Annotated in this window: 18 protein-coding genes; 1 reads left to right on the top strand and 17 read right to left on the bottom strand. The window is 42.3% G+C overall.

Annotated features, from left to right (window positions below; translation table 11 throughout):
- Positions 1 to 199: 199 nt before the first annotated feature.
- The 17 genes from AC3WLU_RS10845 to AC3WLU_RS10925 all read right to left on the bottom strand — a co-directional run bounded on the left by AC3WLU_RS10845 (position 200) and on the right by AC3WLU_RS10925 (position 18,845).
- A complete protein-coding gene (locus AC3WLU_RS10845; protein WP_034313884.1) occupies positions 200 to 565 on the bottom strand; it encodes a small basic family protein in 366 nt (121 codons plus the stop codon).
- Complete coding sequence (locus tag AC3WLU_RS10850; protein WP_052137467.1) at positions 565 to 1,275, bottom strand: DUF881 domain-containing protein; 711 nt, start codon at positions 1,273 to 1,275, stop codon at positions 565 to 567. The genes AC3WLU_RS10845 and AC3WLU_RS10850 overlap by 1 nt, the downstream gene beginning before the upstream one ends.
- A 43-nt stretch (positions 1,276 to 1,318) precedes the next feature.
- Positions 1,319 to 2,011, bottom strand: coding sequence for a DUF881 domain-containing protein (locus tag AC3WLU_RS10855; protein WP_057278443.1), 693 nt, complete (start codon positions 2,009 to 2,011; stop codon positions 1,319 to 1,321).
- On the bottom strand, positions 1,998 to 2,780 hold the full coding sequence (locus tag AC3WLU_RS10860) for a cell division protein FtsQ/DivIB (RefSeq protein WP_063576911.1): 783 nt from the start codon (positions 2,778 to 2,780) through the stop codon (positions 1,998 to 2,000). The genes AC3WLU_RS10855 and AC3WLU_RS10860 overlap by 14 nt, the downstream gene beginning before the upstream one ends.
- Before the next feature lie 130 nt (positions 2,781 to 2,910).
- Complete coding sequence (gene murB, locus AC3WLU_RS10865; RefSeq protein WP_063576912.1) at positions 2,911 to 3,819, bottom strand: UDP-N-acetylmuramate dehydrogenase; 909 nt, start codon at positions 3,817 to 3,819, stop codon at positions 2,911 to 2,913.
- A gap of 354 nt (positions 3,820 to 4,173) precedes the next feature.
- Positions 4,174 to 5,274 carry a stage V sporulation protein E gene (gene spoVE / locus AC3WLU_RS10870; RefSeq protein WP_095389937.1) on the bottom strand — a complete coding sequence of 367 codons (1,101 nt, stop codon included), beginning with the start codon at positions 5,272 to 5,274 and terminating at the stop codon, positions 4,174 to 4,176.
- A gap of 157 nt (positions 5,275 to 5,431) precedes the next feature.
- The gene (gene murD, locus AC3WLU_RS10875; RefSeq protein WP_492597254.1) at positions 5,432 to 6,784 is read right to left on the bottom strand and encodes a UDP-N-acetylmuramoyl-L-alanine--D-glutamate ligase; all 1,353 of its coding nucleotides are present in this window, start codon (positions 6,782 to 6,784) and stop codon (positions 5,432 to 5,434) included.
- The gene (mraY, locus tag AC3WLU_RS10880) at positions 6,785 to 7,762 is read right to left on the bottom strand and encodes a phospho-N-acetylmuramoyl-pentapeptide-transferase (protein ID WP_057278446.1); all 978 of its coding nucleotides are present in this window, start codon (positions 7,760 to 7,762) and stop codon (positions 6,785 to 6,787) included.
- Between the two features lie 90 nt (positions 7,763 to 7,852).
- Positions 7,853 to 9,325 carry a UDP-N-acetylmuramoyl-L-alanyl-D-glutamate--2,6-diaminopimelate ligase gene (locus tag AC3WLU_RS10885; RefSeq protein WP_057278447.1) on the bottom strand — a complete coding sequence of 491 codons (1,473 nt, stop codon included), beginning with the start codon at positions 9,323 to 9,325 and terminating at the stop codon, positions 7,853 to 7,855.
- 158 nt (positions 9,326 to 9,483) lie between these two features.
- Positions 9,484 to 11,406, bottom strand: coding sequence for a stage V sporulation protein D (locus tag AC3WLU_RS10890; protein ID WP_034313905.1), 1,923 nt, complete (start codon positions 11,404 to 11,406; stop codon positions 9,484 to 9,486).
- Between the two features lie 112 nt (positions 11,407 to 11,518).
- Entirely contained in the window at positions 11,519 to 13,675 is a 2,157-nt protein-coding gene (locus AC3WLU_RS10895; protein ID WP_400449596.1) for a penicillin-binding protein, read from the bottom strand.
- A 2-nt stretch (positions 13,676 to 13,677) separates the two neighbouring features.
- Positions 13,678 to 14,034: a cell division protein FtsL gene (ftsL, locus tag AC3WLU_RS10900; protein WP_063576915.1), complete on the bottom strand. Its 357-nt coding sequence runs from the start codon at positions 14,032 to 14,034 to the stop codon at positions 13,678 to 13,680.
- A 32-nt stretch (positions 14,035 to 14,066) separates the two neighbouring features.
- Positions 14,067 to 14,999 carry a 16S rRNA (cytosine(1402)-N(4))-methyltransferase RsmH gene (gene rsmH, locus AC3WLU_RS10905; RefSeq protein WP_034313911.1) on the bottom strand — a complete coding sequence of 311 codons (933 nt, stop codon included), beginning with the start codon at positions 14,997 to 14,999 and terminating at the stop codon, positions 14,067 to 14,069.
- Between the two features lie 52 nt (positions 15,000 to 15,051).
- Complete coding sequence (gene mraZ / locus AC3WLU_RS10910; protein WP_034313914.1) at positions 15,052 to 15,483, bottom strand: division/cell wall cluster transcriptional repressor MraZ; 432 nt, start codon at positions 15,481 to 15,483, stop codon at positions 15,052 to 15,054.
- Positions 15,484 to 15,825: 342 nt separating this feature from the next.
- Entirely contained in the window at positions 15,826 to 17,454 is a 1,629-nt protein-coding gene (gene bshC, locus AC3WLU_RS10915; protein WP_400449595.1) for a bacillithiol biosynthesis cysteine-adding enzyme BshC, read from the bottom strand.
- A gap of 109 nt (positions 17,455 to 17,563) precedes the next feature.
- Positions 17,564 to 17,956: a DUF3397 domain-containing protein gene (locus AC3WLU_RS10920; protein WP_034313918.1), complete on the bottom strand. Its 393-nt coding sequence runs from the start codon at positions 17,954 to 17,956 to the stop codon at positions 17,564 to 17,566.
- A 4-nt stretch (positions 17,957 to 17,960) separates the two neighbouring features.
- Entirely contained in the window at positions 17,961 to 18,845 is an 885-nt protein-coding gene (locus AC3WLU_RS10925; RefSeq protein WP_057278452.1) for a 2-dehydropantoate 2-reductase, read from the bottom strand.
- A gap of 472 nt (positions 18,846 to 19,317) precedes the next feature.
- Between AC3WLU_RS10925 and AC3WLU_RS10930 the strand changes: the two genes are divergently transcribed.
- Positions 19,318 to 19,806, top strand: coding sequence for an N-acetyltransferase (locus AC3WLU_RS10930; protein ID WP_034313924.1), 489 nt, complete (start codon positions 19,318 to 19,320; stop codon positions 19,804 to 19,806).
- Positions 19,807 to 19,838: the final 32 nt, after the last annotated feature.

Consider the following 19,838-nt stretch of genomic DNA (forward strand, 5'->3'; position numbering starts at 1 on the left):
GAAGACTTATACATTATAGAATAACAGAACTGTTTACAACAACTGACGAATTACATAGATAAGCGTTTCATTTTGTATTTCCCGAACAAAACTCGTACTTTATGGTGCATATTGTTCGCTTCTCTACGTGACTGATTTACTAAAAAAACTAGATACTGCCATAAACTATTCGTCATTTATAACTTAATTCCCTTTAAAATTATAGATTTTTTTTCTGCTTTTTCCGGGAAATGGACCATTTTTCAATCAGGATCCTTCTGATCAGGGCAATATTTTGAAAGAGCCTGACACCGAATACAAAGATTGCGGCTAAATATAAGTCTACACCAAGATGTACACCTAGAAAAGCCAAACCTGCGGCTAAAATAATATTAAAGAAGAATCCTGTTACAAATACAACTTCATCATAAAGATTTTGCAAATGAGCCCGTATCCCCCCAAATAAGGTATCAAAGGCAGCAAGCACGGCTATGGAGAGATAATTTGAATATTCATGGGGAATATCAAAATCCACCAAAAAACCAAGGGTGATTCCAATCAACAGACCAAAAACTGAAAGCCACATCACGATTCCCCCCCATCCATAATGGGCTCCATATGTTCCACGTTAATAGCATTTTGGTAAGCCGGCAATGTCAACTTGCCGGAAGGCACCTTAATCTGCACTTCAAAATTGTCTATAAAGAAATCATCCATAAGTTCGGAACCTTCAATGCGCTGCTTCAGTTTCTTTGGATTAACGGTTATTGCCTGCATTTCGACCGGGTAATGAACCAGAGGATATCCGTCCATTTTCGGCTGCCCATTAATATCACGAATAACCGATGTTGATATATACCTTTGTCCTGAAATGGAAATTTCGTCAGCGCCATATCTATACATTTCATTAATGAGCCGAATGATCAATACTGGTGAAATATACTCGACCTTCTCACCAAGAAGGATATCGGCTTTGATAGGCTGTATAGATACGATTACCCCATTACCTCTTATTTCGGTCAAACCTGCGTCAGTCTTCAATTCGGTCAGGGTGTCACGCAAGACTTCTTCTTTACTCTCATTTTTCTTTGTTTCATAAGATGCTATTTTTCCCTCAAGCTTACTGATACCCTCTATTAATTCCGCCTGGGTCTGCTGTTCTTTCAATAAATCATTTTTCAGTTCCCACATATCCCTTGTATCGGATACGACAGGCTGATTCACCAAATTGAATTGAATAGCGAGCATGAAGCCAGCAATCAACGTAACCAAACTAAAAGAAAGCTTTTTTTTCATTTCCAGTTTCTCACCAATCTTTCATCGAATCCGGCGGTCACGATCACCCTCCAATAATTGGATCAAAAATGATATTCTTTTGCTTTTCCACTGTAAAGATAATATTCTCATTAACCAGCTGTTCCTTGATGCCACCCGGTAAATCCAGTGAAGCACCCAGGACTTCCGGGTCCCCTATCGCAGATATGATGAAGGGAGCAGGATGCTGATGGCCATCGATTGTAATCACAGGCCCATTACAGATTATGTATGAATCATGATTTAACCTTTGGCCGTTAATCGCAACAGCCTCTGCACCTGATATGTATAATTCATTGACGACCTTGAAGACATGCTGTTCATGGACGAGGTAATTATTAACATTGGCTTCTGATTCCATATCTGTACCATCTTCAAGCGTCACCTGAAGGCCTGAGCCTTTCACTTTCACTTTTCCGAGAAACATTCGGTATTTTTCCGTTTCCTTTGCCAAATTGAAAAAAAGCTGCTTTTCCTGAGCTAGGTCTTTTTCTATTTGGGATACATTTTCTTGCTTCTGGAGGAGTTCCTTCTGAAGTTCCCGGTTCTGCTTCTCTTGTTCGATCAGCTGCTGCCTGAGCTCATATTCCTGGTCCCAGGCTTTGTCCTTCCCTGCACCTTCACCTTCTTTGGTCAGATTGTAAGAGAAGGCAATCATGAATCCGAGAACCACGCAAACCAGGGGTAAAACCACCCGGTTGCCATTAATTTTCCTCATTGGTGTCTTCCTTTTGTTCAGCGTCTTCATATGCTTTAAAATAAGAACCCACTTCCAGATCGATGACTCCCTTTACATTTGGATCCAGCTGGCTGACTATCGATGGATAGTGAATCATTTTCTCGTATAAAGTCCGGCTTGTCGCACTTACTTCAAACCCATCGTTCATGAACATGACGATATGGTATTCATCGGTTTTTGTAGGAGCATAATGAATTTCCGAAATGGCATTCTGAATCTCGTCAGGAAGCTTGTCCAGCTCTTCTAAAAGCAACTTTAATGCTTTACCCTCTTTGAAACCAATTAAAACAGGGGCAAATACTGGAATTTCTCCTGTTGCTAACTCCTCTAAAACGGACCCGTTTTCCAAAATGGGTGCAAACTTTCCATTATTGGACAGATATGCCATCCTGTTATGTTCCGAAACCGTAATTTTAATGGAATTAGGAAATACCGGTGTCACCTTAACGCTTTTTATTTCTTGATTTTTTTTGATATTGGCTGCCGCTGTCCCTGTATCAACCTTCCAGATGCTTCGATCCTTCTTCACCTTACTCAATTTAATGATCTGTTTGGAAGTAATATAACGATTCCCCTCTACCTGCACGGATTTCACATAGCTCAACGGGGATAGGAAATATAGCACACAAGCAACAAGAATGAAGAAAAGGGACAGCAAAAGAACAAGTCGCCTGTTTGCTTTGCTTTTTCTTAATTGTTTTAATTTCGGGATGCGGTCCTCAATGGAAACGATTTTTCCCTTTTCCATCCCCTTCACCTCTTCCTGAAAAAATGGATGGTTCTTGACAGTGCGAAATCAAGACAAACTCAATATTATGTTCTTAACAAACTTTAAAGGTAACACATTATATCACAATATTTGGATATAATGAATCCCGTTATTTTCTTCCGATAATTTCCACTTCTGTTTCCATTTCAACTTCAAATTTATCATATACAGTATCCTTCACATGCTGTATCAAGGCTTGAACATCCGCTGCACTTCCATTACCTGTGTTAACGATGAAGTTCCCGTGCATCGGTGAAATCTGAGCTCCGCCAATAGAATGTCCCTTCAGGCCTGCATTCTCGACCAATTTACCAGCATGGTGTGGAAGTGGATTCCTAAATATGCTCCCGGCACATGGAAGATTATACGGCTGGGTATCTTTACGATAATTCTTGTTATTTTGCATTCTTTCAACGATTTCGGTTTTATCCCCCTCTGTCAATTGAAAAATTGCTTCCAGTACGATACCGGGTCTTTTCTTCTGAAGCAGAGAAGTTCGATAAGAAAACTCCATTTCCTCTTTCGAAAGCCAAGCTAGAGTTCCATCTTCAAAAAGAACATGTGCCTGCTTGAGTATTTCACTCATATCGGAACCATGTGCACCAGCGTTCATATAGACCGCTCCGCCGACGGAACCAGGAATCCCACTGGCAAATTCCAATCCTGCATATCCTTTTTTACTGATTTGTACGGAGAGGCTGACAAGTGATACCCCAGCTCCTGCTTTGATCTCCGTCCCATTTATCTCGAGATGATCAAGTCCTCTGCCCAATTTAAGCACGGCACCTTCAATTCCGCCATCACTGACCAGCAGGTTCGAGCCCCTGCCGATCACCCTCCACGGCATCCCATTTTCTTTGATGACCTGCATCGTTTTTTCTATATTTTCAATGGATGACGGCACGATGAATAAATCAGCCGGCCCCCCAATTTTCATAGTTGTATGATTTGCAAGCGGTTCCTGTTCAAGAACTTTGCCGATTTTCATTTCAGTTAATTGCTTTATCACATTATCCATGATAAACCTCCTTGTTGTTCCAAAATTCCAAGTTATAATTTTCATTTCCTCTTCCATGAGGTCACTTTTATTACAAGATTAATAACACCTTTTTAGCAGAAAAATGAACAGAAGCAAGCCCCAGTACGGCCTAACCCTCTTATACTATAGTCTAAACAAAGACGTATTGCCAATATTTATTGTGGATTCCCCAACATTCATACATGGTAATATTTAAGCGGCATTTCATTTATTTCTAATTTTCGGCAAGCCCCCCAAAAAAATCGTTTTTCCTGGAAGGGTTTTCAACGTAAAAAAGGGAAGCCCTGCGTTCAACAGGACTTCCCTTTTGCCAAACCACATTTTTTTCTTATTTCAGAACCTCGAATATCGGCTAATATTCAGGAGCACCCCAATCGCCATCAACATGAGCGTCAGCGATGAACCGCCATAACTTAAGAGGGGCAAGGTGATACCCGTAACCGGCATAAGTCCCGTTACCACCCCTATATTGATCATCACTTGAATGGCGACCATTGCAATGATTCCTACCGCTACAAGGCTCCCGTATAAATCAGGGGCACCAAGTGCGATCCGAATGCCCCGCCAAAGCATTAGCGCAAATAATAAAATGACAAGAGAGCCCCCGATGAAGCCAAGTTCCTCGGAGAGTATGGCAAAAATGAAATCAGTCTGCGGTTCGGGTAAATAGAAAAACTTTTGGCGGCTTTGCCCGAGTCCCAATCCGAACAACCCCCCTGGCCCGATTGCATAAAACGATTGAATCATCTGAAATCCACTGCCCAAAGGGTCTTCCCATGGATCCAGAAAAGACGTGATCCTTTTTATCCGGTAGGGCGCTGACAAAATCAGACCGATAAAACCTGCTACCCCAATTAGCCCCAAGCCGACAAAATGACTGATTCTTGCCCCGGAAATAAAAATCATGACAATGCACGTTCCAACCATTACCGTTCCCGTTCCAAGGTCTGGCTGTAACATGATCAAACCAAATGCCAAAAACACTAAACCCAAGGATGGAAGCATCCCTTTTTTAAAGGAGGTGATCAGCTTTTGCCGTTCTGATAAAAACTTAGCTAAAAAAGCGATCATCGCCAGCTTCATGAACTCAGAGGGTTGGACCGAAAAAGCACCTACACCAATCCAGCTCCTCGAACCATTTCTCGCCATCCCTATACCTGGTACAAGCACAGCCAGTAACATAATGAAACAAATGATGATAAGGATTTTGGCCCATGTCCGCCACGTCCAGTAATCCACATTCATGATGAAAAACATGGCTATGACACCGACGCAGGCAAAAAGCAACTGCCTTTTAGCAAAATAAAACGAATCATCAAATTTATATGTTGCCCAAATGGCACTCGCGCTGTAAACCATGATTAATCCAACAGTCAAAAGACTTAAGGTGACGATAATGAGAATGAGATCAGGATTCGATTTTTTTAATGGCACGGACATCCACCTCTAGGAAGTTTTTAGCCTACGAATATAAACATCAGTGCTGATTGCTTGTCAGCACTTTAGTCAAAAAAAAAGCGATAACGGCTCATTATCGCTTTTTTTCATGGTGTCAACGTAGAAGCAGGTTCACTTCTCTCTGCGAAAGCTCTTACTTAAGTTTATGCACGGCCTCCATAAACATGTCTCCTCTTTGCTCAAAAGTTTTATATTGATCCCAGCTTGCACAAGCCGGGGAGAGAAGAATACAGTCGCCTTCATTTGATAATTCAAATGCAGCCGGTACGGCCTTTTCTACATTATCGACACGTTTTATATTCGTTATTCCTATTTCTTTGGCTACCCGTTCAATTTTTTCCGCCGTTTCGCCAAAAGTTATCACGGCTTTGACATTTTTCATCGCCGGTTTCAACTCATCAAATTCATTTCCGCGATCCAGACCGCCTGCCAATAAGATGACCGGTTCCGTAAAGGATGTTAACGCTTTGGATGCTGCAAGAATGTTCGTCGCTTTCGAATCATTATAAAATTTACGGTTATCGATCGTTGCCACGAACTGCAGACGGTGCTCCACACCATAAAATGTTTTCAATACAGTCTGAATGGCTTCATTAGCTACACCCTTAAGCTTGGCCGCTGAGATGGCGGCTAGTACATTTTCCAAATTATGCTTCCCGGGAAGGGCTATCTCTGAAACTTCAATGATTTTTTCCCCTCGGAAACAGGCGGCACCATCTTCCACATAGGCTCCATTCTCATGTTTCACTTCAGCTGAAAAAGGTACAAGTTGAGCCTTGGTCTCTTTCGCCATGGATAAAACAAGGTCTTGATCTGCATTATAAATCATGAAATCTGATGCTATTTGATTTTTCGTGATGGCAGCTTTTGCTTCGACATATTCCTGTTTGGAACTGTGATAATCCAAATGTGCATCATACAAATTTGTCACGATTGAGATTTCAGGACGAAATTCGTCTATTCCCATTAACTGAAACGATGATAATTCTATGACGATCGAGTCATCTGGTTTTGCATGTTCAGCAACACCAGATGCCACTGTCCCGATATTACCGGCAATCAGCGGGGATTTTTCACCGGACTTCAACATTTCGTATATCAATGTTGTCGTAGTCGTTTTCCCATTTGTACCAGTGATTCCTATGAAAGGTGCTTCACTTATCTGGTAGGCCAGTTCAACTTCCGTGATAACAGGAATCCCTTTTTCCAATGCCCCTTTTACGATAGGGTTCCGATAGGGGATTCCCGGATTTTTCACGATCAGCTCGAACCCCTCATCCAGAAGCTCGATTGGATGACTGCCGCAGATGACTTTGATTCCCTGTTCAAGAAGTCCTTGAGCCTCAGGATTTTCCGATAATGGCTTCATGTCATTAACCGTCACGAAAGCACCTAATTTATGTAGAAGCGAAGCTGCCATCACTCCGCTTTTTGCCAAACCCAATACTAATATCTTTTTCTCTGAATACTTTGCAGTCTCTTTCACTTATATCCACACCTCTAAATAGATTCCGAGTACCGCACACAGCAGCCCCACTGTCCAGAAAGTGACGACGACACGCCATTCCGACCAGCCGGAAAGCTCATAATGGTGGTGAAGCGGACTCATTTTAAATATACGTTTACCAGTCGTTTTAAAAGATCCTACCTGAAGGATGACCGAGAGCGTTTCAATGACGAAGACTCCGCCAATGATTACCAGGAGGATTTCAAGCTTCGTTAACAAGGCGATGGTTGCGATCGCTCCCCCAAGGGCCAAGGAGCCCGTATCCCCCATGAAAACCTTTGCCGGGTGTGCATTGAATACCAAAAATCCGAGTACTGCACCGACAACCGCCACCGAAAAAATGGCGACATCATATTGTGACTGACTCCAGGCCAAAATGGCAAAAGCACCAAAGGCAATGGCTGATGTCCCTGATACAAGACCATCAAGCCCATCCGTCAAATTGACGGCATTCGAAAAGCCTACCAGCCAGAATATAACGATGAACAGATAAAACCAGCCAAAATCAAAAGAAAAGTCAGTGCCTGGAATCGTCAATTCAGGATTAAAACGGTCTGTCTGCTTAAAGACGAAGTAAAAGATGACCGAAATCACAATTTGTCCAAGCAGTTTTTGCTTGGAAGTCAGTCCCAGGTTACGCTTCATGACCACTTTGATGAAATCATCAAGGAAACCTAATAAACCAAAACCTAAAGTAACGAATAATAATAAATACGTTTCGGTTGAAGGTGCCGAAAATTTCAAAGTCATGACTAGTGTAGCGATGGTAACAGATAATAATATGACCAAACCGCCCATGGTGGGTGTTCCCGTTTTTTTCAAATGCGATTGCGGGCCTTCTTCCCTAATACTTTGCCCGAATTTCAATCTTCTTAAAAACGGGATGAAAATCGGCGAAAGAAGAACGGTTACTAAAAACGCCACCAAAATCGTATAAAAAATCACTTGTTCCAACATTCCTTATTCCCTCATTCCTAACACAATTCAAATATTAAATTCTGCTTGATGTCTTTTCCTATTTTGTTGCAGGGCAATTTCAGCATTGGTTCAAACTGAACCCAAACGACTTTGAATCGCCTTTTCCGCTTCCTCACGGTCATCGAAGTGAAGCACTTCGTCACCGACCAATTGATAGGTTTCATGACCTTTTCCAGCAATTAATATAACGTCGCCCTCTTCCGCCTTGGAAACTGCGTAAGCTATCGCCTGCCTGCGGTCTTCAATAACCGTATATTCTTTGCCTGCTACACCAGCTTCCATATCCCGGAGGATCTGGGCAGCATTTTCACTGCGTGGATTATCCGAAGTGAAGATCGGGTCAGTCGCCAAGCTGCATGCAATTTGCGCCATGATTGGACGCTTTGTCTTGTCTCGGTCCCCGCCGCAGCCCACTATCACGTAAATTTTCTTTCTAGCAAACTCACCAACAGTCTTCAGAACATTTTCCAAACTGTCCGGAGTATGGGCATAGTCAACAATGACCGGGAAGTCCTGATTCGCTGAAATGAGCTCAAAACGGCCTGCAACACCTTTTATATCCTCGATGGATCTAATTGTCTCATCCAGATCGTTACCGGCGCACAAAGCAGCAGAGATGGCAGAGAGTACATTATAAACACTGAATTTACCAATTAGCTTCAGCTGAATGTATCGCTCTTCTTTACCTGCTGTCAAGGTGAACGATGTGCCATTTGCATCAATTTTTATATCTTTGGCCCTGATATCCGCTTCATTGTCTATGCCGTATGTAACGACTGTAGCGGCAGTCGCCTTAATGAAATCGGCAGTTGCCTCATCATCAGCATTAAGCACAGCATATTTAGGGCGATTTTCTATGTAAGCATTGCCAAGCTGTGAGAAAAATAAGGATTTTGCCTGCCTGTATCTGTCCATGGTTTTATGAAAATCCAAATGATCCTGTGTGAGATTCGTAAAGACGGCAATATCATAATCACAGCCATGGACGCGCCCAAGCTCAAGTGCATGCGATGAAACCTCCATAATGGCCGTGGAGACGGATGCTTCGGCCATTTCATGAAAAGCCTTCTGCAGTGTAACGCTATCTGGCGTCGTATTCTTGGTTTCATATACCGTATCGGCGATTTTTGTATACATCGTGCCAATCAAGCCTGTTTTTTCATGTCGATCCTCGAAAATCTTTTCCAATAAGTGACTGGTCGTCGTCTTTCCATTCGTTCCTGTAATTCCGATCAAGCGCATCTTTTGAGTCGGATGGCCATAAAATGCATCGGCAAGAACCGCCATCGCCCTGCTCGAATCCCTGACTACGATCACGGGAACATCGAGGTCAAGCGGCCTTTCGGCAATGACTGCTGCAGCTCCATGCTCTACAGCAAGTTGGGCAAAATCATGACCATCGACTGTATAACCTTTTATACAAACAAATAAACTTCCGTCTATGACTTTACGGTTATCATTTTCAATGGAGGTGATTTCAGGATTTTCTCCTTCATACGTAAATAAGGAGTGTAAATAAGATAGTAATTTGTGAAGCTTCATTTTTCCATCCCTCTCAACTTAATTTGAGGATTCATTATATGTGATTAGCCTTGGCTTGTCGAGAAACCAATTTCAATTATACGGGGTTATCCCGACTCCGTAAACAAAGCGGCTGATGAATCTTCAGCCGCTTTAACTATTCATATATTATATTATACTTATTCTGTATTTTCGCCAAGATAAATTCTTATTGTAGAGCCTTGTTTTACTTTAACACCTGGATCTGGGGCTTGATTTATGACTTTATCCCCATTTCCGGCAATATCAAGCTTAAGGTCGATGAGCTGGGTTTGCAACTCTTTTTTGCTGAGACCCACGACGTCTGGTACCTCGACCATGACGGGATCCGTCCAGACCGTCTCCTTCTCAATCTGGTTTTTCCTTGGCTTGACGCCCATGGCCCTAAGTGAATCCTCCATGATATTCCCAACGATCGGTGCGGCAACGACCCCGCCGAATTGTACCGTTCCTTTCGGATTATCCACAGCTATATAAACGACGATTTGCGGATCATCCGCTGGAGCGACACCAATGAATGAGAGAATATAATTATTTTCAAGGTATCTGCCATTTTCAGCTTTTTGGGCTGTACCCGTTTTCCCGCCGACGCGGTACGACTCCACGAATGCTCCTTTACCGCTTCCTTGGGCGACAACGGATTCAAGCGCTTCCCGGACTTTCTTCGAGGTTGCTTCTGAAATCACCTTTTTCTTCGCCTGAGGGGTCTTTCGCATCAGCACTTCCCCATTTTTTGGATTCACGAGTTCCTTCGCGATATATGGTGTATACAAAGTCCCGCCATTCACGGCTGCCGATACCGCTGTAACCTGCTGAATGGGCGTTACGGCTACACCTTGTCCAAACGCAGTAGTTGCCTGCTCTACCGGACCCACTCGATCCATGTTGAACATGATTCCTTTTCCTTCTCCGGTTAAATCAATTCCCGTCTTTTGCCCAAAACCGAAATCATTTATATATTTAAACAGCTTGTCTTTACCAAGCCGGTTCCCTAATTCTACAAAACCCGGGTTACATGAGTTCTCGACCACTTCAAGAAAAGTTTGATCCCCATGTCCTCCGCTTTTCCAGCAATGCAGCGTTGATCCTGACACTTCCACATGTCCGGAATCATAAAAATGTTCCTTTTGTAAGTCGACCTTCCCTTCCTCAAGCGCCGCAGCAAGCGTGATGATCTTAAAAGTCGATCCTGGTTCATATATACTCCAAACTGGTAAATTACGATTATACACTTCCGAGGGGACATTTTGAAAATTGGCAGGGTCGAAGGTTGGCCTGCTGGACATTGCCAATATTTCCCCAGTGTTCGGGTCCATTGCAATGGCAATTATACCATCAGGATCATATGTCGCCTCCGCATTATCGAGCTCCCTCTCCACAATTGTCTGGATTTTGCTATCGATGGTCAGCTTCAAATTATCACCATCAACAGGGGGCTTATAGTCATCGGCCATATTCTCAAGCCTTTTCCCTTTCGCATCGGAGTAAAATTTAACGAATCCTTTTTCCCCGCTTAGTTCCTTATCATAAGACAATTCAATACCCATCAACCCTTGATTGTCAGAGCCTGTAAAGCCAAGAACATGTGAAAGGTATTCACCAAATGGGTAATGGCGCTTTGAATCTTCAGCGATGTATACGCCCTTTATCCCCAATGCTTTAATTTCCTTCGCCTTTTCGTGAGATATCTTTCTGCCTTCCGGAATTCTGACGCTCATCGCCTGTTTCGTTAACCATTGATAAGCCTTTTCCTTTGTCATATCCAATATTGAAGCAAGCTGTTCCGCCGTCTCCCCAGGATTCTCAATCTGTCTAGGGATGACATAGACTGTTGGCGCAGATATATTCGTTGCCAGCTCGACACCATTCCGATCAAGGATTTCTCCTCGTTTGGCTTCAAAAGGAATATTCCTGCTCCAGGAATCTTTAGCCAGCCCCGTCAACTTATCCCCTAGATAAAACTGTACAATTCCCAATCGGATATCAATGATAAAAAAAACAACGATACCGATCGCCAATGCGATTGCCAGCCGTTTTCGGACAGTAACATTCGAAACACGCAAAAACAGGCACCTCCATTTCATACATGCTTCAATATATGCTTGTCTACTCGATGCTAGACTAGAAACTTTGAAAGAAATAAAGAGGGAATCCAAATGGATTCCCTCTTTATCTTCACTCTGTTTTCTCTTTTGTCGGTATATCTTCACCAGCCCCATCAGGCTGGGATAATTCAATATTGAAGGTTTCGCCTTCATTTACCTTTTTCCCGGCCTTAAGACTCTGTTTACTCACGTATCCAGTACCTTCGGTTTTCAGATCCAGTTTTGCAACCTTAGCCAATTTCATGACATCGCGCAAGGACCATCCCTTCATGTCAGGAACTTTCATTTCGCCTTCCGTCCTGAGGATTATCTTTTCACCCTGTAAGAGTACACTCCCCGCTTTCGGGGATTGGTCGAGCACTTTACGTCCACTTCCGATCATACTTACATCATAACCAAGTTCCTTCAGTTCTGTAACAGCTGAACTCTCGGTTTGATTCGTATAGTCTTTGATTTTATTTGCTTTTTGTTTTTTAACTTCAGAAGGTTTTATGTTTAGATATTGCAGGCTATTTTGCATGACAGGATTAAATATCTCTGACAATGGATCAGCCCCAACATAAGATACACCTAACTTGGGCTGCTTGACCGCCACATACATGACCAACTGCGGATCATCTTTTGGAGCCATTCCTAAAAAGGAGAACACATAGTTATTTTTCCCTTCTAAATATCTACCTGTCGGACCCGCAATTTGTGCAGTACCGGTTTTCCCCGCTACTTGATATCCATCAATGGCATATTTTTTCCCTGTTCCTTTTTTCGCGGAAATTACCGTTTCCAAATAATCACGTACTTGTTTTGCAGTTTCTTCCGAAATCGGTTGCCCTGTCACTTTCGGCTTGGTCGTTTTCAAAATTTTTCCGGTATCCTGATCGGAAATGCTTTTTATCACGTACGGCCGCATCATTTTTCCGTCATTGGCTATTGCGGATGCAGCTTGGATTTGTTGAATCGGTGTAACGGTCGAACCCTGTCCAAAGGAGGTAGTCACTTTTTCAAGCTTATACTTGTATTGAATTTTACCGGTTATCTCGTTTGGCAGGTCAATACCCGTTTTTTTATCAAATCCGAACTTAGTCAAATACTCACGGAACGTATCGGCTCCTATTTTATCCATTGCAAGTGTGGCAAAAGCGACGTTCGAGGAACGTTGAACCCCTTCCAGAAAGGTCATGCTCTTTCCTCTTTCGATTCCGCTATGATCCCCGATTTTACCCGATCCGGCTTTGTAGGTTCCTGCAACAAAGCTTTCATTCGGATTAAAGACCCCTTCCTCAACAGCCGCGGCAAGGGTGAATGTTTTCATGGTTGAACCCGGTTCGAAGGTTTCTTCAATTGCCAGGTTACGCCATGTATCCGTTAGCCCGACTTTCGTTGTCGGATGGAAGGTGGGCCTTTGCCCCATCGCCACAATCTCCCCCGTTTTGGGATTGGAGACAATCGCTATGATTTGTTCGGGATCATATTTTTCCTGCACTTTGCTCATCGAGTCTTCCAAGAATGTTTGTATTTTCTTGTCGATCGTAAGCATGACATCATTGCCATTATCAGGTGCAACGACCTTTTCCTTCTTATCCGGTAAGAGGAAGCCCCATGAGTCACTGTCATATGTCAGCTTCCCATCCGTTTCCTGCAATTCTTTATTGAGGTACCTTTCGATGCCGAACTTACCAGCCATTTCTCCCGTTTCTTCATCCTTTTCTACATAGCCAATCAGATGGGAGGCGAAAATCCCATTCGGATAAAAACGTTTATTCGTCCTTCCGAATGTAATTCCCGGCAGTTCCAAATTTTCTATTTTCTGCTTGACGACCTGAGTCAAATCCTTGCCGGCACTGCCAAATTCCACTTGGTATGCCTTTTTTTTCGTAAGTCTTTCATAGATGTCCTGTTCATCCATGTCGATATATTTAGAAAGCTTTTTCGCGGTCATCTCCGGATCCTTGACATGCTCCGGCTCCTTTTCACTAAGTACCGCCCTTAAGATATAGGAGGAAGTATCTTCGGCGATGACTTCACCTTTTGTATCGAGTATGCTTCCCCTTTTTGCTTCTATGATCTGTTTTTTTTCATATTTCTTGTCGATTTTCGAAGCCAGTACCTCCCCGCCAGCTGTACCCGTCACCTGAATATACAAAAATCGGCAGACTAAAACAAAAAAGAGCAGGCCGAATAAGAAGAATAATCCGGCTGCCCCATGCTTCATATTTTTTTGTTTCTGCATTATCACTGCACACCCTTCACATTATTCTCATTTAACTTGAACCCTAGCGCTGCAGCTTTTTTCCAAATTCTCTCGTATGTACTAAGTTCAGCAACCTGCACTTTCAAATCATCATTCACTTTACCCTGTTCTTCAATCGACGTTTCCACTAGCTGGATCTCTTTATTCGTTTCATAGATGGCCGCTTGATTAGAGACTATTTTCACTCCCATGAAGGTAACCATGATAGCAAGGGCACAGAGTAAGAAAACTTCACCAATGGATATCTTCGCTTTACGGATGACCACTGTTTGCTGTGCCTGTTGCTGCTGTTGGTCTTCATATTGCTGTTCTTGTACTTTTTTGGCTATGGAACTCATTCATGTTCCCCCTCACTGATTTTTTTCTGTAATCATTGCTTTTCGGCGATTCTTAGCTTAGCCGACCGGGAACGATTATTCCCTTCCAATTCTTCTTCTGAAGGTAAAATCGGTTTTCTCGTAATTATTTTCATAGTTGGCTTGAATTCATCCGGGATAACTGGAAGTCCAGGCGGAAGATCCGGCATGCTACTGGCCTTTTTAAATACCGTTTTACAAATTCTATCTTCGAGCGAATGGAATGTAATGACAGATATTCTTCCCTCTTTATCCAAAAGCGAAATGGCCTGCTCCAGGGAGTCTTCAAAGACACCAAGTTCGTCATTCACAGCGATCCTTATTGCTTGGAACACTCGTTTCGCAGGGTGTCCGCCTTTACGTCTTGCCGGGGCCGGTATCCCATCCTTAATTAATTCCACAAGTTCGAACGTCGTTTCAATCGGTTTTATTTCACGTGCCGCTTCAATTTTCCTGGCAATTTGTTTCGAAAACTTTTCTTCTCCATATTGGAAGAAAATTCTCAGTAAATCATGGAATGACCAAGTATTCACGACATCATAGGCAGAAATGGCTGCACTTTGGTCCATCCTCATATCCAATGGTGCATCATGGTTATAGCTGAAACCACGCTCCGGTGTATCCAATTGCGGGGATGACACACCTAAATCATAAAGGATCCCGTCCACTTTCTCGATTCCCCGGGCATTCAACTCTTCTTTTAAGTATTTAAAATTATTAGGAACAAGGACAATACGTTCGCCATAGCTTTCCAATTTTTCCTTAGCATTCCGAATCGCCGTTTCGTCCTGATCAAAAGCATAAAGCCTGCCCTTGTCAGAGAGCTGTGAAAGTAAGTATTCGCTGTGACCGGCTCCTCCTAAAGTACAATCCACATAAATTCCATCAGGTTTGATGTTCAATCCATCAACCGTCTCTTTTAATAACACTGTTGTATGTTGAAACATGCTAGACATCCTTCCAATCGGTTATTGAGTGACTCTATTTCTGAGGGCAGCCTTAAATATCAAAGCCAATCATATTTTCTGCTATCTCAGCGAAAGAATCCTCCGAAGCTGAAAAATAGTTTTCCCAAAGGGATTTGCTCCAAATCTCAATACGATTGGTAACACCAAGAATTACACATTCTTTTTCCAATTGGCCATATGAAGTAAGCGGCGTGGGGATATTAATTCGCCCTTGTTTATCAATTTCGCATTCTGTAGCTGCAGAAAAGAAAAAACGGGTAAAGGCTCGGGCATCTTTTTTTGTTAAAGGCAGGGCTTTCAGCTTTTCTTCTAGCAGCTTCCACTCTTCCATAGGGTAACCAAATAAACATTGATCGAGTCCGCGGGTAAGGACAAATTGCTCCCCGAGATTTTCCCTGAATTTCACCGGGACTATCAAACGGCCCTTTATATCGATGTTATGATGGTACTCTCCCATGAACATACCCACTACCCCCACATTCTAATCTCAATGTACCACATTCCCCCACCTTTCTCCACTTGTTTTTACTTTCTCCTTCCAAGTAAAAATTACCTTCTTTTCTTATTAAGTTTATTTAGCCAAATTATTCAAAGAAACGTGCATTTCCCTCGAATGCACTCAAACTAAGACGCAGGCCCACCATTACTGTCGAAGCCCCGCCTGACAAGTACTCAGGAAACAGAAAAAAAGACAGGCTTTAGCACCTGTCTTTTTTCACATTTCAATCCCTCCATCAGGATTGGTTTGTGGCAGCCGTATTCAAAATGATCTACCCGCCACTTTCCCCCAAAACGGATGGTTTTTCTAAATGAAAATCAATTTATGCTGATTATTGAAGCGATAGTCCAGTTTCATCATATCCCTTACGAGCTCAGGCCCATATTGATTCAAGTAATAAAACACATTCCAAATCCTCTCCTGGGGTGATTCGAGAGGGTACAGCGAATTTGCTATCCGATCATATTTTTTCAAGATGACCGAATGTCGTTCCTTTGTACGGTCACCGATTTTGCCATACATGAAATTCAATTGCTTTTGAATGAATTCAATGTTCTTGTTCAACATCGGCTCGAGCCCCCTATCCAAAGAGACAGCGTGGACAAAAAGCTTTTCATGGTTCTCTTCAAGCTGTGATTTCAGCGTCCCGAACAGGGTGTCAATCGTTTCATCTTTAACGGAATCAAGGTAACTTTCCACAGCATTAGCGGTTCCTTCAGTCAGAACAGTTTCCAAACTGAGTTCCATTTCTTCAAGGTCGCTTTGGATACTCCGCTCCACCAGCGTGATATTCAACCTAGGAATGATTGGCGGCATCTTCATGGAAAACAACTCAAACACCTTTTTTAATTCTGCCCAATAGGCTATTTCCCCTGGCCCAGAAACGAATGCCAATACAGGGAAAAGCATTTCCTGCATGAGCGGGCGTGTAATGACATTGTTGCTTAATCGTTCTGGATGATTTCTGGCTATCTGCAAGAGTTCTTCCCCGGTAAATGATACCTCACCGTTTTTTCCGCTGAAACCGCCTTCTACACGTTCGAGTAAACATCGATCTTTTTTTTCTGGATCATAATAAAATAAATTAGCGGCGCGTTTATCCATTTCAATCATTTTTGCATACCCTTTCGCATGCATGAATGATTGCTGTTCCTCGACCACTTCAGCAATCCGTCCACTTTCATTGACCATCGATTCAAAGTATGCCTTCTCAATTCGCCTTAAATCCGGATCTCCGGCATCGACTAGTAAAAGGCCATATTCTTTGAACCATTCATGAATCAGCTCGGCGAAGAAATCGACGAAGGTATTCGATCTCTTAATGGTTTCCTTCATATCAATCAGGAGTTTGTTCGTAAATTCCGTTTCTCCATAAGTTTCAATGATTTCCTCAAGCCACTTCTCTGCCTTTTCCGTTTCCAGCTCCACATCAGAAACCATTGTTTTATATGGCTGGTAGGAAGGATAGGTTTTTTTATCGGGTTTTCCGTTTTTCATAACATAAACATGATTGACCTCAGCCAAATCATGATCTTCTCCAGCTATCCAAAAAACCGGAATGACTGGCTGCCCCAGTTTTTTTTCCTGTTCTTCCGCAAGCTTAATGATCGATATCACTTTATGAATGGTATACAGCGGCCCTGATAATAACCCAGCCTGCTGTCCTCCAATCACAACAACGGAATCATCCCTGCGCAGCCTTCCAATATTACCCTTAACTTCCTCACTGAATGAAAGACGAGACATGTATTGTTGTATGTAATCCGACAATTCATCACGTGAAAAAGAGCGGTTCATCAATTCTTCATATCTATTGTGATAAATGTCAGGCTTAGACAAGTCATAGTGAAAATAATCCTCCGTTTCAAGACGGTTTTGTAAATAGTCCGATGCAAAACGGTTTAAAGATGGTAACGCGAGATCTTTCATCTCCATTTCTGTTCTCCCTTTCTCTGCAACTACAATTCTTTTTAGAGTATAACATTCCGGTTTAAGAAAACAAAAGAAGTTGCCCAGCAGCAGAAAATTGATGCGATGTTCTATGTTATGTAGTCAATATCTTCGTGATACTTGTAATTATTCCAATGGAAAACAATAGAAGGTAAGCCACGAAAAAAAAGGCGAAGTTCACTCTCCAAAAACCCTTTAATACCTTATGGAAAATGATTTCTTCTTTTACCTTGTAATGGACAAGAACCACCACGAATGCGTTGATGAGCATGATGAGCATGATCACCCAAATAATTTGCATATCCCAGATCGTAATGATCAAATAATGGACGGACAATACGAACAGCAGCGTACTCATGTCCATTGCAAATTGAACGGAGCGCCGATGGTTTCCAGTGAATTGTTTGGCACCTATAAAAAAAAGTATATACCCTACGAAAGGCAAGGTAATAAATATCGCGGCAAGGCTTGAAACTACGTACGGCACATCCTCATCCCCCCTGAGACTCTTTTCCTTTGACCATCTTATATAGAGAAGACGTCAGGCAATCACTTTTCCCTTTACTCTTTGCCTCCGAGAGGATATGACCCAAAATGGCATCAATTTCCGTTTTACGGCCATTTTCTAAATCTTTTAGCATGGAAGATCGATTTTCCGCAGTTGCGATGCAAACGGCTTTAACATGTTCAAATGACTCATCCTTATTTTGAACTTCCAAAATACCGGAGATTTCTTCAAAAAGCTCTTGAAATAATTGGTAGTAAAAAGAGTTAGTGATTAAACCGCCATTTTCCACACCAAGTATCGCCGTTAATGGATTTATCACCGCATTGACGACAAGCTTATCCATCAGCATCGAGTGAAAATCTTCACTCTTCGTAAAAGGAAAATGATCGATCCTTTCATTCACTAGCGATAGTTGCTCAAGTTCCCCGCTAAAGGAAGCGATCCTTGTCATGCCCAGTCCCGTATGCTCCACGGTATTCCCATCATGTTTTAATGCTCCATGCTCCACTACCCCCACATATATGGTCGGGGATTGAAGCTGCTTTAAATAAGAAATATGTCCATAGCCATTCTGCAAGAATAGCAATGGAACCTGAAAATCTTTGATCCTAGGCAGTATTTGCGGCAGGTGATATTGCTTGACGGCCACTATAAGAAGATCCACATCCGATATCCCTTCATCCAGCCCCTTGGACATGATGCCCGTCTGCAGTCGGCTTTCACCATCCGCAATAAGACGGATTCCATCACGTTGGATGATGGACGCCTGATCCGCAGTATGGGTATAGAGAGTCACATTATGCTTTTCACTTAAACGGGACGCAAACAGCAGCCCTATGGCCCCTCCGCCAATGATTCCAATTCTCATGATAACCTTCCTTACTTTTTGAAATATATTTACTATTTTATCACATTATCTTTTTTAGCCTGCACGAATTTTCCCATCGTTGGAAAACACAGCCATTCCGATTGAATGAAACGACGGAACTGCCATTAACGATGGCTCGTCATAAAATACCAACGGAAATAATGATTAATACGCCGTTGAAGATATAATATTTTCTTCTTTAAGTGTTAATTTAATGGTATATTAGATACGAAAAGCTTAGCCATTTTGAAGACTTTACAGAAACAAAAGATAACTCCAAACTCACCCCAAAAGAAATTGAAGGGAAAAGGGCGGGGAATAAAAGGCTATAAGCATTTAGTAAGCTAGGATAAGTCGATGATGTCATACTAGATTTAACCTAAGTTGAAATTCCACATGGCAAAGATCAGTGGGATGACTTTCAAAGGGTACTATCGGAAGAGGTTTATCAGAATTAAGGGGGAGCTTTTTTATGGAATACAAGGTTGAACGATTACTTGTAAATTTTAAAACGCTTGAGGAATTCAAAAAATTCAAAGAATACGGGATACAGGAACTGTCCATGCTAGATGATTTAGAAGGTAACATCATTGAAAATGACAGCCAATCACCTTTTTACGGAATCTTTTATGGCGATAAACTTGTAGCTCGAATGAGCCTTTATAAAAGAAGCGCTAAATTCGACCAGTATTTTGACAATTCCAGGGATTTCCTTGTTCTTTGGAAACTTGAAGTCCTGCCTAACTATCAGAAAAAAGGGTATGGAAGAGCTTTGGTCGAATTCGCCAAAAGCCTGAACATGCCTATCAAAACTAACCCAAGAGTCCATTCACAAGACTTTTGGAAAAAGATGGGTTTTTCTGCTGTTTCCTATGATTTGGACAGGGACCTCGGAGAAAACCCTCTGATTTGGAGCCCATTTGACGTACAAGATAAGAAAGAAATAGATACACAAGAATAAGGAAGCATCAAGAAAATGCGGGCGGATTTTCC

The sequence above is a fragment of the Peribacillus sp. FW305-BF15 genome, from assembly GCF_058783805.1.

Bases quoted from the DNA above. Each gene is read 5' to 3' on its own strand.
- murB (WP_063576912.1), bottom strand. From the start codon at position 3,819: ATGGATAATGTGATAAAGCAATTAACTGAAATGAAAATCGGCAAAGTT.
- rsmH (WP_034313911.1), bottom strand. From the start codon at position 14,999: ATGTTTCAACATACAACAGTGTTATTAAAAGAGACGGTTGATGGATTG.
- AC3WLU_RS10845 (WP_034313884.1), bottom strand. From the start codon at position 565: ATGTGGCTTTCAGTTTTTGGTCTGTTGATTGGAATCACCCTTGGTTTT.
- AC3WLU_RS10895 (WP_400449596.1), bottom strand. From the start codon at position 13,675: ATGCAGAAACAAAAAAATATGAAGCATGGGGCAGCCGGATTATTCTTC.
- AC3WLU_RS10930 (WP_034313924.1), top strand. From the start codon at position 19,318: ATGGAATACAAGGTTGAACGATTACTTGTAAATTTTAAAACGCTTGAG.
- mraY (WP_057278446.1), bottom strand. From the start codon at position 7,762: ATGTTGGAACAAGTGATTTTTTATACGATTTTGGTGGCGTTTTTAGTA.
- AC3WLU_RS10925 (WP_057278452.1), bottom strand. From the start codon at position 18,845: ATGAGAATTGGAATCATTGGCGGAGGGGCCATAGGGCTGCTGTTTGCG.
- bshC (WP_400449595.1), bottom strand. From the start codon at position 17,454: ATGGAGATGAAAGATCTCGCGTTACCATCTTTAAACCGTTTTGCATCG.
- AC3WLU_RS10850 (WP_052137467.1), bottom strand. From the start codon at position 1,275: ATGAAAAAAAAGCTTTCTTTTAGTTTGGTTACGTTGATTGCTGGCTTC.
- ftsL (WP_063576915.1), bottom strand. From the start codon at position 14,034: ATGAGTTCCATAGCCAAAAAAGTACAAGAACAGCAATATGAAGACCAA.
- AC3WLU_RS10860 (WP_063576911.1), bottom strand. From the start codon at position 2,780: ATGGAAAAGGGAAAAATCGTTTCCATTGAGGACCGCATCCCGAAATTA.
- AC3WLU_RS10855 (WP_057278443.1), bottom strand. From the start codon at position 2,011: ATGAGGAAAATTAATGGCAACCGGGTGGTTTTACCCCTGGTTTGCGTG.
- AC3WLU_RS10885 (WP_057278447.1), bottom strand. From the start codon at position 9,325: ATGAAGCTTCACAAATTACTATCTTATTTACACTCCTTATTTACGTAT.
- mraZ (WP_034313914.1), bottom strand. From the start codon at position 15,483: ATGTTCATGGGAGAGTACCATCATAACATCGATATAAAGGGCCGTTTG.